Consider the following 13,209-nt stretch of genomic DNA (forward strand, 5'->3'; position numbering starts at 1 on the left):
TAAAGGGAGGGGACGATAGCCGTCGCCTCCCTCCTCTTATGCGCCAGCCTAATACTCGAACCGTTCTGCAATCCGCTTCATCCATACAACCATCAGCGCCGCTTCCTCATCGGACAGCGGCTCTCTGACTTTACGCTCGCCTTCTTCAACGATAGCTAGAGCAGGCGCACGCAGCGCCTGCCCTTCCGGTGTCAAATAAATCCGGTTCGCCCGCGTGTCCTTCTTATCTTGTTCTCTCCGAATGAGTCCCTTCTCCTCTAGCCCCTTGAGCAGAAACGTCGTCGACGCCGGCTGAATGCCAAGCACTTGCACGACTTGCTTCTGCGTAACGCCTTCCTGTTCCCACAGCATCATGAGAACGCCAAGCTGCGAATTCGTAATGCCAAGCGGCTCCAGTCGCTGGTCCAAGTAGTTGCACATATTCCGATAGTTTCGCTTCAACCAATAGCCGAGCTTCGATACTAACAGCTGATCCACTAGACCTCAACTCATTTCCACAAAGTAATTACCCTCATCGTACAATAGAAAGGGAACCGCTGGAAGAGTGATGATTATAGGATCTCGGACGTTTCCGACTCCGCTGCATCGAATGCCTCTAGCGCATTCACGCCGTGCGATAGCACAAGACCTGCATTGACGACGCCTGCTACGAGCAGCGCTTCCGCCATCTCTTCCCGGGTTCCGCCAAGCTCGTGGTAGTGCTTCACATAGCGGGCAATGCTGTATGCACACCCCAATACATGAGCAGCAGCAACGGCAATCAATCCCTTAACTTTGGGTTCCACTACCCCTTGCGCGAATACAACATCAGCAAACCGATCGTATGCTGTGAATGCTGCTGGCGCCTGTGCTCGCAGCTCATTGAAATGTTCCAAATTCGTCATGCTGTATAGCGAGTCGGCGGGATCACCTTTCATTGTCAGAATCGCATTGGCCCCATGGTTCAGCACGCTCTCTGCATTCACGGCACTTGCAACAAGGATCGCTTCTGCAAGCTCATTCATGGAACCGTCCTGCTTCTTGAGCTTGCCGGCATGAACATCTATGCAATACGGACAACCTGTCACATGAGCCACTGCGGCCGCGATCAATTCCTTCTCCCGCATGCTGAGCAGCTTCGACTCGAATGCTGTATGCTCCAGCTTGAAATACGACTTGGCCCCTTCAGGCACGAGCTTCTGCAGCTCTGAGATTCGTGCTAGATTCGAACGTTTATACAAAGATCCATTCATGGGAATCCCCTCCATTTATTGAAATCGATATTATCATATCTAACTAAAAATGGATATTGAACCCATCAAAAGTCCTAATTTAACTCGAATATCAATAAGATCAAACGTCGATTTAGTTAGATCTTTAACTATATTTCATTCTATATCTAACTATTCCTGCCATTGTCGCAGGCTCATGTCACCTCGCCCACAACATGTGCATATGTATGAAGAATAGACTAAGGTCCATCTGTGCAGGAGGTCGTTCCTTTTCCATGTCCGCCCGATATGTCCCCCGCAGACCGATGCATGACGCTAATATGCGCGAGCTTCCCCCAGTAGATCCGGCTAGAATTGAACATTCCGCTCAATCGTTCCAGCCCATGCTGCAGGATGCAACACGGATCATAAGCAGACTAACGGAGCGCTCGTTTGTTATTCCACTCATGACAGCGGCTCAAGCCGGCCACCAACAGGAAGTCGATCGGATGATCAAAACAGCAGCAGGCGCTTCTCGCGCACATGCCAAATATACGCCAAGCGGCATCGTCATCACCGTTGAACCAACGAACGCGAATGAAAGCTGCTGCAATCTGTCCATGACGCTCCGCTGGGGTATCTGATCCGCCTAAACTGCCTATATAACGCACAACACCCCTGCGCCGGTCCGCGCAGGGGTGTTTCGATCCGTGCAGCTTCAAGATTAACCTTGGCTGCCAATATAGATGTAACGGAGAACAACGAGAATAGCCAGAATCCACATCAGTGCATGAATTTTGTAGCCGCCATTCTGGTCGCCCTTCTTCGTTACGTTAGCGATTGCTGCAAGCAGTACATACGATACGATACCGAACGAGATACCGTTAGCGATGTTGTACGTGAAAGGCATAAGCGCCAACGTCAAGAACGAAGGAATTGCATATACCATATCGGAGAAGTCGATGTGTTTCACCGACGACATCATCAGTACGCCGACGATTACAAGAGCTGCTGCCGTTGCCGAACCCGGAACGAGTGCCACGAGCGGCGACAGGAACAGAGCAAGCAGGAAGCAGATACCCGTCGTAACCGACGTCAGACCAGTGCGGCCGCCTTGCGCTACGCCTGCAGAGCTTTCAACGAATGCCGTTACCGTACTCGTACCGAGCACTGCACCGCCGCCTACTGCTACCGCATCAACGAGCATTGCTTTGCCAACGCGCTTCTTGCCTTCTTCTTCGTTCTTCATCAAGCCGGCACGGCTAGCCGTACCAACGAGCGTACCGAACGTATCGAACAACTCAACGAACGTGAACGTCAGAACGACCGAGATCAGACCGGCTTCCATCACGCCGTTGAAGTCAAAGTTCCAGAAGTTCAGTTGGCCGAAGTCAGGAGCCCACGTTTGACCCGACAGCGTGTCGCTTACATTGACTTCGCCCATCAGAATTGCAACAATCGTCGTACCGATGATACCCCACAGAATAGCGCCTGGAACGCGCATAACCATCAGAATCGCAATGAGGAAAATACCGACGATCGTCAGAACAACGCCGTTGTTCTCCAGACTGCCCAGGTGAATAACCGATTCAAAACCAAGTACATCCGTGAAAATGCCTTTCGGAATATCCGTTACGGTGTTCTCAACAGCAACTGTCAGCACACCGCTGTTCTTCAAACCGATAATTGTAATGAACAGACCGATACCGGCAGTAATTGCATGTTTCAAACTTTCCGGCACTGCGGTAATAAGCATTTGACGAACCTTCGTTACCGTCAGCACGATGAAGATCAAACCGGAAATAAAGACAGCCGTCAAAGCGATTTCCGGCGAAATTTTACCATTGGAAGTCAATACCGTTGTTGCAAAATATGCGTTCAGACCCATGCCCGGTGCAAGAGCGACTGGGAAGTTAACGAACAAGCCCATAGCGACTGTGAAGATACCGCCCGCAAGCGCTGTCGCGAGGAACACGCTCGTCCAGTCCAGCCCCGTTGCAGACAAGATGTTCGGGTTGAGCGCTAGAATATACGCCATGGTCATGAAAGTCGTCAAGCCCGCCATAATTTCTGTCCGCACATTTGTTCCGTGTTCCTTTAGTCGAAAGAAACGTTCCATTTTTCGAAAAATCCTCCTTAAAAAATGTGTTGGAACAAACAAAAGAACCTAGGAAAATGCAGATGAATCATCGCACTTCTCCTAGGTTCCTCAAAAACAGGAAAAACATACACGTACGCTGGACCGGCGCACGCGCTGCTCTCCCCATTTTTTTCGTAGCCAGATCATTTACGGTGATCTCGTAGAGACTCTCAAGCCAATTCTTGAGATTATACGAAAAATATTTTGTTTGTTGTAATAATCAGTCTTCATTTTAAGGACGAGCACCCATTATGTCAACGATATTTTACGAACATTAATTCTTGAAAGGGTTTTCAACCTTCGGTAATTGATGGAAAAAGTTCGTTCTGAAGCCCCATATCGGATACATTTCGTAGCTCATTTGGGTGATTATGGTGTATATTTGTAAACCTTAAAGAAGCCCTGCACGCCTTAACTGGCTTGCAGGGTTTTGTGCTGATCAGTCGTATATTCCTTTGCCAGCTAGTATCTTAGGAATGTATTTCTCAACTCGAGCGGCCCGTGTCTTGGACGTCTTAGGGTCCGAGAAATGCAGGAGATAAGCTCTCTGCCGCCCTGCCGTTAACGCTTCGAAAGCATCCTTCAAGCCCTCGACCTCATCCAGTTTCGTTCGGAATTCTTCAGCCATTACGAACTCTGTCGGCTTCTTAAACTCTACGGTCATGCCGGATCTTTCCGCTTCAATCGCTTCATAGATATAGGCCTGCACGGTCGACTCCAGCTTCTCGACCTCTTGCACATTCGTAAAGCGGATCTGGCGTGCTGCTTGCACATTCTCCGTCTGCTGAATGAGCACCTTGTCGGGATCGCTCAGCAGAGCGCCTTTATGAAACAACACTGCGCAATATTGTTTGAATCCGTGGATGAGGACGATGTTCTTCCCCTGCGATGTATAACACGGAACGCCCCACTTCAATTCTTCGGTCAACTGGCAGTTCAGCGCGATCGCCCGCAGCATCTTATACTCCTCTTTCCACTTGCTCCCTCGCTCTATGAACGCATCAACCTTAGGGTTCGTTCTGCTAGCCGCCATTTTCGTTGGACTCCTCTTCACTAACGTAATGATAACTAGTATACATTGTCGGTTAGGTCGTAGAGGAAACAAACTTGAATGGACAACGACTAGTTAGACAGGAAGCTCCCCTTCGTTAGCGTCAGACGATTCGGCTTCTTGCCTATCCTCGAATAGATCCGTCGATAAATAGCTCAAGCCCGTATCCGGCAAAATCACAACAATCCGCTTCCCTTTATTCTCGTGACGTTGCGCCAGCTTCGTCGCTGCCCATATGGCGCTGCCGGACGAAGTTCCTACCAGAATACCATCGGTTCTTGCGACTTCGCGCGCAGCCTCATAAGCTTGCTCTGTTTCAACTTCGAGCACCTCATCGATGATATCGGCATGCACGTTGGCCGGCACACGAGCCTCCTCCTGATCCGAGAATCGGTGAACGCCTGTTATTTCGGCTATTTCCGGATTCTCGGCAGTAGCGATGGACGCATGTCCCGGTTCTACTCCTACTACCTGGATATTAGGGTTTCTGGACTTCAAATACGCGCCTACCCCGCTGATCGTTCCGCCTGTACCTACTGCCGCGACAACAATGTCCACTTCGCCATTCGTATCCTCCCATATTTCGGGTCCCGTTGTTGCTGTATGGATAGAAGGATTAGCGTCATTGTCCAATTGATTCAGGAAAACTGCATTTTCTACATGCTCTGCAAAGTAGGGAGCAATGATTTCTTTGATGACGGCGACGAAATCCCCCTCTGTTCTTTCGATTGCTTCCTCCACGCCGGGGATTTCTGACATGTTTGAAATCTCCGCCCCATATGCTCGAGCGGCCTTTGTACGTTCTTCGCTTACATTATCTTGAATAACGAGCTTAAGTTTATATCCTTTGGCAGCTGCTATCGCTGCAAGCCCGATTCCCGTATTGCCGCTCGTCGTTTCTACAATTGTGCTGCCAGGCTTTAGAATCCCTTTCTTCTCTGCATCCTCAATCATTGCAGCAGCGATACGATCCTTGACACTGTTAGCTGGATTAAAGTATTCAAGCTTTGCTACGATTTCTGCCTCCAGATCATGCTTCTTGTTATAATTCACGAGCTCTAGCAAGGGGGTCTTCCCGATTATTTGCGTGATTGACTTATTAATGTTGTTTGTCGTAATTGGAGTCATGCCTATTTCCTCCCTTGATAGATGAAGTGAGACAACCCAATTGTGTATAGGAATAATCTGTAATCAGCTGTCTTTGAAGCTTATCATTACATGATTTCAATGAAGAAGACCATCAGGGATAGAAACTTTCTGGGCTTCCATAAAAACAATCTATCCTAGGATGAAAGATGAATAGAAGATTGCGAGCTTGCATCAAGATCTTCTATTGGTCAAAGCATGGTGGTCCGAGATAAAATGAACACAACTATAAATTAAATAATTCCTATAAGAAAACAATGCTTAAATCAATACAAACACTATTGTATTTAGAAGGGATGTATCGCTAATGGCTAAATCCGTGAAGGTAACGACATCATGGAATGAGGACGGTTACGTAGAAATTGAGTCGAGAGGACATAAAGTGATTTCTGATGTGCGAGCAGAGCTCGGAGGGACGGACAGGGGCTTGGCTCCAGGTGAACTGCTTATCGGTTCGCTGGGCTCCTGCCAGTTGCTAGTCGCTCAACTGAATGCTAAGCGATTTGATATTGATATTCAGAACTTGGCGGTGGAATTAGAAGCAGAAAGCGTGAATGACGAACACAACGGCAAGTCGCTGTTCCCTACGATCAAATTCAGTATTCGGGTGGAATCCAATTCCCCCGAGGAGAAAGTGAAAGCATTCATCGAATTCGTTGAGAATCATTGCCCAGTAGGCGCAACCTTATCGAGTGCAGTCCAGCTTATTCAGTCCGAGTTGATTGTGAAGAGACCGGAATATCATTAACATAAATGAAGAACGTGCAGGGTCGCCAAGACTCCACACGTTCTTCTTCACATATATTCAGTTGTTCCTATTCCCACTCGATTGTTGCCGGTGGCTTCGACGTTACGTCGTAGACGATACGGTTAACGTTGTCCACTTCGTTAACGATACGAACGGAGATTTTCTCGAGAACGTCCCAAGGGATGCGTGCCCAGTCTGCCGTCATGCCGTCGATCGACGTTACTGCGCGGATGCCTACCGTGTACGAGTACGTCCGAGCATCGCCCATAACGCCTACGCTCTTCATGCCCGGCAGCGCCGTGAAGTACTGCCAGATCTCACGATCAAGGCCAGCCTTCGCGATCTCGTCGCGCAGAATCGCATCGGATTCGCGTACGATGTGCAGCTTGTCCTCTGTCACTTCGCCAAGTACGCGGATTGCAAGACCCGGACCTGGGAATGGCTGACGTTGTACGATTACGTCCGGCAGGCCGCATTCTGCGCCAACTTTACGAACCTCGTCTTTGAACAGCGCCTTCAGCGGCTCAACGAGCTGGAATTTCATATCTTCAGGCAAACCGCCTACGTTGTGGTGCGACTTGATCGTCTGCGCCGTAGCCGTACCGCTCTCTACGATATCCGTATAGAGCGTGCCTTGTGCGAGGAAATCGAAATCGCCCAGCTTAGCGGACTCTTCGTCGAATACATAGATGAATTCGTTGCCGATAATTTTACGTTTCTGCTCTGGATCCGTTACACCCTTCAGCTTGCCAAGGAAACGCTCGCTTGCATCGATCTTAACCACTTTCATATCGAACTTGCCGACGAAAGTCTCCATTACTTCCTCAGCCTCGTTCTTACGAAGCATGCCGTGGTCGATGAACATACACGTCAGTTGGTTGCCGATTGCCTTATGAATCAGCATTGCAACAACCGAAGAATCTACGCCGCCGGACAGACCGCACAGCACTTTCTTGTCGCCGACTTGCTCGCGGATGTCCCGAACCGTGTCTTCGATGAATGTTTCCATGCTCCATGTGCCTTCGCAGCCGCATACATTGAACAGGAAGTTGCGGATCATTTCGTTGCCGTATACAGAGTGACGAACCTCTGGGTGGAATTGCACCGCATGGAAGTTGCGCGATGCATCGCTCATTGCTGCGATTGGCGCATGCTCCGTGCTGCCCGTTACCGTGAAACCGGTCGGCGGTTCAATAACGAGGTCGCTGTGGCTCATCCATACCGTTTGCTTCGCGTCGAGGCCGCTCGTCAGTGCGAATTCAGATACGAAATCAACCTCTGCTTTACCGTACTCGCGCTTACCGGCACGCTCCACTTTACCTTCCAATTGGTGCGACATCATCTGCATGCCGTAACAAATGCCGAAGATTGGAACCCCCAGGTTGTACACTTCTGGATCAACTAGCGGTGAATTCTCTTCATATACGCTCGCAGGACCGCCAGAGAAAACGATGCCCTTCGGATTAATCGCGCGCAGCTTCTCAGCCGAAGTGTTGTAAGGCAGCAGCTCGCTGTATACGCCCAAGTCGCGGATACGACGTGCGATCAGCTGGTTGTACTGTCCCCCGAAGTCGAGGACGACGATGATTTCGTTCGGTTTGTTCATGAGACCCTCCTAATAGTGTGCAGCAGCAAAAATATATATCAACGCCTAAGCCGTTGAGATCGATATTAGAGAATGCTTTACCCTTCGATGGGTACAAGCCCTCCATCATGATTGTAGTCATTATATATAACCACGTTCACGGCAGTCAAGGACAGTCCCCGTCAGCTATGATACCCAATTCAGCATCCTGCAGCACCAGCGCCTCTCATTGACATTGAGAATGAGAACACTTATCATTTTAAAGGTAGTAATGATAAGTATTCTCATACACCTATAGACATCATTTGAATAGAAAGGTGCTGAGGCGTCGTGTTCTCAACTGAACAGCGTCAGCTGATGGAATCCCATTTTGGCCTGACGTTCCAGCCGCATCCGTCCCCGATTGCAGCATTCAAGCTGCGCGATTTGTACGAAGAAGAAGCGATGCAGCGTTTTCTAGACGAATATAATCCTGTCATTAAAGGCTTGGAGCCTGCAGTCGGCGCTATGTATCTGACGAGCAACCTGATTCTGTTCAGCTCTGCGCTTCATTATATGGTCGCATGCTGCGATCACGCTATCGATTTTGCCCCTGAGCATTTTACAGCTGAGCTTATCTATATTGAAGGAACCTACTCGTACTATACCGTTCGTTTCTGCGTAAACGAAGCAGTAGCCATTCCAATCGATCCAAACAATCGCGAGCAGCAGCGCAATGAATTGTTTGCACGTTTGTATGAGCATACCATCCGTCCGCTTATCGAACTGCTCCACCGTCTGACCGGCACGCCAAAGCTGCAAATGTGGGGTTCGTTCCCTCGGATTACCTATACATACGAGTCGCTCATCGCTCAAGAGAAGGACCCCGCCCGCAAACAGCGGCTAGAAGCTGACTTCCATTACACGACCGAGGAGATGCCGCCCGATGCATTCGGGATGAAGCGCAATCCTTACAATCATACGTACCGCTACGTGGACAATCCGCTTAATCCGGACGTCCCTTACCGCATGAAGCCGACCTGCTGCATGTATTATCGTACGGAGGACGGGGAGTACTGCTACACTTGCCCGCGTCTCAAGCCGAAGGACCGCGAGGAGCGCAAGCAGCAAATGATCAAAGAACTCACAGCGAAGAAATCTTAATTGCAATCCTTAATGAATCATCTACAGCCTTGTCTGGCTTACGCCGGGCAGGGCTTTTTTGTTCTACAACAACTCTTCTATAACCCCGCACGCATAGGAATGGCGATTATATCCATAATAAACATGGTATACCACATCCTAATAAGAGATCGCAGGTGATGCGAAATGGCTATTGTTCAACGCAAAATAACATTTCTTCAAGCAGCCATGATCTTCATGCTAGCGAACGGACTCGTCAGTCATGTCATCGTCAACCCGCTGCTGCTCGATGCGTCGGGACGCGATGCGTGGATTACCGTCCTTGTGTCCGGCGCATTCTTCATACCATGGTGCATCGTATTGGCCGTCGCCATGCGTCGTTCCGGACAGCAGAAGCTCATCCCATGGCTTTCAGCCCGCACGCATCCGGTCATTGCATGGCTTTTCGTTCTGCCGGCTCTAGTCTGCCTATACATGATCGGCGGAATGACGGTCTCATACACGACTACTTGGACGATCTCCAACTATTTGCCAGGTACGCCGCCGCTTGCCCTCAGCATCCTGCTCACCGTCACCAGCGCGGTATGCGCCTTATGGGGCATTCGCGTCATTGCGATAACGTCAGGCATTCTGCTGCCGATCGTCGTGGTGCTGGGTTATTTCGTCAGCATCTCCAACATGCCGGAGAAGGATTTCGCTCTGTTGAAACCTTATCTTGAGCACGGCTGGGGCAAGGTATGGAAAGGGATGATTTACGCCGGCGGAGGATATATCGAGTTCGCCTTTCTAATGAATTTGCAGCACCACATCCGTACCAAAATAAAACCTTGGCATATCGTCACCCTTGCCATGATCATGGTCTACATCTCGCTTGGACCGATTATCGGGTCCATTACCGAATTCGGTCCGAATGAAGCGGCGAAGCAAATGACCTCGCCCTATGAGCAGTGGCGTCTCGTCAAGCTCGGCGACTACATCGAGCACGTCGATTTCTTCTCGATCTACCAGTGGCAGGCCGGCGCTGTCACCAGGATGAGTCTCGCTATCTTCCTTATCGTCGACATGCTGCCGATCACAAGGCGAATAACCAAAATGATTGCGATCGGGCTGATCTCGTTAAGTTACATCATCATTGCGGTCATTCCCGTTAACGAATACATCTACTATTTGTTCCTGTATCGTTACTACTTCCCGATATCGTTCGTCGTTCTGCTCATCTCATCGGCGATATGGATGCTGATCTCAATAGTCTCGAAGCCTTCAAAGGAGGTGCAATAATGGCAAACTCAAGCGGCAGCAGCGGCAATGTCAGCTCTTCGAGCGGAGGCAATACGGCCAACATGAGCTCGAGCAATAAAGGCAGTAACACTGGCAACGATAGCAGCAATGCCGGCAACGACCCAAACAACGCTAATCCCAACAATGCCAATAACGCCCGCAATGTCGGCAGCTCCCGCAAATCGAACCATGCAAGCAACGAGCCTTGGACAGAGGAGAGGCTGCAAGGCATATTCAAGCGATACAGCGACGTAAACTTCCAATCCTATCAGCTGGACGAGCAAGGGAATTCGCGAGTATTGCTGTTGATGGCTGAGGGATTGAGCGACAGCTCGATGATCGGCAAGTTCGTCCTGCCGGGGCTTGTCGATATGTACCATGAAGGCATATTAAGCGAATCGAACAAGAAAACCCAGTGGACCGGCGATCTGCCAATGACGCCGATTCAACGATCCGCTACGCCGGAAGAGGTTGTAGAAACAGTATTTCGCGGCGGCCTTCTCATTCTGATCCCGGCGATTCAACTGCTGTTCGCGCTCGATCTAGCCGACCCGCCGAAGCGCGTCCCGTCGGAATCGAATACCGAAATATCCATTAAAGGCCCTCGCGACGGCTTCGTCGAGGAAATTACAACGAATGTCGCGCTCATTCGGAAAAGGGTAAAAAGCGATTCGCTTTGCTACGAAACGTTCATTCTAGGCACGCGGACAAAGACGCGGGTGGGCTTGCTCTATTTTGACGACCTTCTGAATCCGGCGATATTGAAAGAGGTCCGCAAGAGGCTGCAGCAGATCAATATCGATGGACTGTACAGCGTGGGGCAGCTTGAGGAAATGATTTCGGATTACAAATTTTCTGTATTGCCTCTCATGGACTACACCGGGAGGCCGGATTATGCGTTAAGCAGCCTGTTAGCCGGTCGTTTCGTCTTGCTCATCGATGGCAATCCGATGGTCCTCATCGGGCCAAGTACGCTATCGCTTCTGTTGAAATCGCCGGAGGACATCCATTTCAATTTCTTCTATGTCTCGTTCACACGATCGATTCGACTGATCAGCCTGTTGATCACGCTGCTCTTGCCGGGCATTTGGGTTGCGCTCATGGCGTTCCATCAGGATCAAATCCCGTTCCGGATGATGGCCACGATCTCGGTATCGCGGCTCGGATTGCCGCTCTCGCCGCAGATGGAGTTTTTCATTCTTCTTCTGCTGCTCGAAATTTTCCGAGAGGCTGGCGTACGGCTGCCGAACCCGATCGGACAGACGCTTACCGTCGTAGGGGGACTCGTCATCGGCGACGCTGCCATTCGCGCCGGCCTCGTGTCTCCTTCCGTAGTCGTCGTCGGCGCTATAACGGCTGTGTCAGGCGCCACGCTGGTCAATCAAACGCTCAGCACCACCGTCAGCATCATTCGGCTGTTCATTTTCGTGCTGGGCGGCATTCTCGGCATGTATGGCGTCATCCTAGGCATCATTCTGTTCGCTGCCTATACGTCACGATTGCATTCGTTCGGCGTGCCGTTCATGACGCCGTACTCGCCGCTTCGCATCAAGGAATTGCTTGCCGCATTCCTAAGGGTGCCTTGGAAATATATTGCGAAGCGTCCCAGCTCGCTGGAACCGACCGACCCCGATCATCAGCCGGAGACTTCCTCCTGATGGCGCTTCGGAGCAAGTCGCTGCGCCGAATGTCCGCAGCCGCGTTATCGCTGTTGTGCACCCTACTGCTTACGGGCTGCTGGAATTCGAGGGATATTCAGAATCTCGCCTATGTCACGGCTATCGGGATCGATTACAAGGACAACCATTATATCACCTATGTTCAAGTGCTGAACTTCTCCAATATAGCCCGAACCGAAACAAACACAATCGGCAAGCCTGTGCCGATCTGGATCGGCAAAGGGGAAGGAAATACGGTCGTGGATTCGCTTGACGCCATGATGGCGACATCCCAGCTTCGCATGTTCTGGGGACATGTCAAGGCGATCGTCTTCACGGAAAACCTAATGCGCATGGGAATAGTCGATACGTTCAATGCGCTGAACCGTTATCGGGAAATCCGCTACAGGCTGCTCGTCTACGGAACGAAGGAAAAGCTGGAGAATGTGTTCACCAAGAAATCGCTGCTGAATCTTTCCCCGCTTGATACGATCATGTATACGCCGGAACAAACCTATTCGCAGCGTTCATTTATTCAGCCTGTATATGGCCATCAAGTGGTCGCTCGGATAAACGAGCCGGGACAACCCACGATGCTGCCTTCCTTGACGGTTACGAGAGAAATATGGACGGAGGACACGAAGGGCATGCCGCTGCTCAGTATATCAGGCGCCTACTTCTTCAACGACAGGGTTCTATCCGGCTGGCTGTCTTCCGAGGATTTGAAAGGTTCGAGGTGGATTCAGAAAGATCTGAAGCAGGCCATTATTCAAGTCCCGAACAAAGACGAGGTTGCCGCCACTCTAGCTTTGTTAAAGCCAAAATATCGCATTCGACCGATCATCGACAGCGGCAACAAGGTCCGATACGATATCGATGTTCGCATCCAAGGAAAGCTGTTTGAGCTGATCAAAGATACGCCGACACGGAAATTAGAGAAGCTCGCCCAAGATGAGGTTATGCAAGAAATTCAGGAAACGTATCGCAAAGGGCTGGCGGCCCATTGCGACGTATTCAATCTGGAGGAAGCGCTCTACCGCAAATACCCGAAAATATGGCACAGTCAGCACCGCAAAGCGCCCTACCAATTATCGGAGGATTCCCTTCGAAAAATAACGGTGAAGGTGTCCCTACGGAACACCGGCAAATATAAGGGACGGGTGGGCTAACGGCGGAATCGAGCTGCGCTTGCCGATGAGGCTGTCTGTTGCTTTTCTGTAGGTTTAAGACGGTGAGATGATACAGGTGGACATGAAAGAAGCTGTTGCCAGCGCACCGGAGGTGTCTATGG

At 50.4% G+C, this 13,209-nt stretch carries 12 protein-coding genes and 1 riboswitch; of the genes, 6 read left to right on the forward strand and 6 right to left on the reverse strand.

What is annotated here, in order from left to right; translation table 11 throughout:
* Positions 1 to 48: 48 nt before the first annotated feature.
* Together H8B09_RS20000 and H8B09_RS20005 are read right to left on the reverse strand one after the other, a co-directional pair.
* Positions 49 to 477: a MarR family winged helix-turn-helix transcriptional regulator gene (locus H8B09_RS20000; RefSeq protein WP_191205344.1), complete on the reverse strand. Its 429-nt coding sequence runs from the start codon at positions 475 to 477 to the stop codon at positions 49 to 51.
* 74 nt (positions 478 to 551) lie between these two features.
* Positions 552 to 1,232: a carboxymuconolactone decarboxylase family protein gene (locus tag H8B09_RS20005; protein WP_191205345.1), complete on the reverse strand. Its 681-nt coding sequence runs from the start codon at positions 1,230 to 1,232 to the stop codon at positions 552 to 554.
* Between the two features lie 254 nt (positions 1,233 to 1,486).
* Between H8B09_RS20005 and H8B09_RS20010 the strand changes: the two genes are divergently transcribed.
* On the forward strand, positions 1,487 to 1,834 hold the full coding sequence (locus H8B09_RS20010; RefSeq protein WP_191205346.1) for a YuzC family spore coat inner layer protein: 348 nt from the start codon (positions 1,487 to 1,489) through the stop codon (positions 1,832 to 1,834).
* Between the two features lie 80 nt (positions 1,835 to 1,914).
* Here H8B09_RS20010 and H8B09_RS20015 read toward each other — a convergent pair whose 3' ends face one another.
* The 3 genes from H8B09_RS20015 to H8B09_RS20025 form a co-directional block, all read right to left on the reverse strand.
* Complete coding sequence (locus H8B09_RS20015; protein WP_191205347.1) at positions 1,915 to 3,309, reverse strand: NCS2 family permease; 1,395 nt, start codon at positions 3,307 to 3,309, stop codon at positions 1,915 to 1,917.
* Between the two features lie 136 nt (positions 3,310 to 3,445).
* Positions 3,446 to 3,546: riboswitch (purine riboswitch) on the reverse strand.
* A gap of 223 nt (positions 3,547 to 3,769) precedes the next feature.
* Positions 3,770 to 4,363: a YdeI/OmpD-associated family protein gene (locus H8B09_RS20020; protein WP_191205348.1), complete on the reverse strand. Its 594-nt coding sequence runs from the start codon at positions 4,361 to 4,363 to the stop codon at positions 3,770 to 3,772.
* A gap of 93 nt (positions 4,364 to 4,456) precedes the next feature.
* The gene (locus tag H8B09_RS20025; protein ID WP_191205349.1) at positions 4,457 to 5,509 is read right to left on the reverse strand and encodes a PLP-dependent cysteine synthase family protein; all 1,053 of its coding nucleotides are present in this window, start codon (positions 5,507 to 5,509) and stop codon (positions 4,457 to 4,459) included.
* Positions 5,510 to 5,834: 325 nt separating this feature from the next.
* On the opposite strand from H8B09_RS20025, the gene H8B09_RS20030 reads away from it, so the two are divergent.
* Positions 5,835 to 6,275: an OsmC family protein gene (locus H8B09_RS20030; protein WP_191205350.1), complete on the forward strand. Its 441-nt coding sequence runs from the start codon at positions 5,835 to 5,837 to the stop codon at positions 6,273 to 6,275.
* Between the two features lie 67 nt (positions 6,276 to 6,342).
* Here H8B09_RS20030 and guaA read toward each other — a convergent pair whose 3' ends face one another.
* Positions 6,343 to 7,881: a glutamine-hydrolyzing GMP synthase gene (gene guaA / locus H8B09_RS20035; protein WP_191205351.1), complete on the reverse strand. Its 1,539-nt coding sequence runs from the start codon at positions 7,879 to 7,881 to the stop codon at positions 6,343 to 6,345.
* Positions 7,882 to 8,190: 309 nt separating this feature from the next.
* Between guaA and H8B09_RS31065 the strand changes: the two genes are divergently transcribed.
* From H8B09_RS31065 to H8B09_RS20055, 4 genes are all read left to right on the forward strand, one after another.
* Positions 8,191 to 9,003 carry a (2Fe-2S)-binding protein gene (locus H8B09_RS31065; protein ID WP_191205352.1) on the forward strand — a complete coding sequence of 271 codons (813 nt, stop codon included), beginning with the start codon at positions 8,191 to 8,193 and terminating at the stop codon, positions 9,001 to 9,003.
* 165 nt (positions 9,004 to 9,168) lie between these two features.
* Entirely contained in the window at positions 9,169 to 10,260 is a 1,092-nt protein-coding gene (locus tag H8B09_RS20045) for an endospore germination permease (RefSeq protein WP_191205353.1), read from the forward strand.
* On the forward strand, positions 10,260 to 11,918 hold the full coding sequence (locus H8B09_RS20050) for a spore germination protein (RefSeq protein ID WP_224753798.1): 1,659 nt from the start codon (positions 10,260 to 10,262) through the stop codon (positions 11,916 to 11,918). Before H8B09_RS20045 ends, H8B09_RS20050 begins: the two co-directional genes overlap by 1 nt.
* Entirely contained in the window at positions 11,918 to 13,087 is a 1,170-nt protein-coding gene (locus H8B09_RS20055; protein ID WP_191205354.1) for a Ger(x)C family spore germination protein, read from the forward strand. The genes H8B09_RS20050 and H8B09_RS20055 overlap by 1 nt, the downstream gene beginning before the upstream one ends.
* Positions 13,088 to 13,209: the final 122 nt, after the last annotated feature.

Source organism: Paenibacillus terricola (assembly GCF_014779765.1).
GTDB classification, from domain to species: domain Bacteria; phylum Bacillota; class Bacilli; order Paenibacillales; family Paenibacillaceae; genus Paenibacillus_T; species Paenibacillus_T terricola.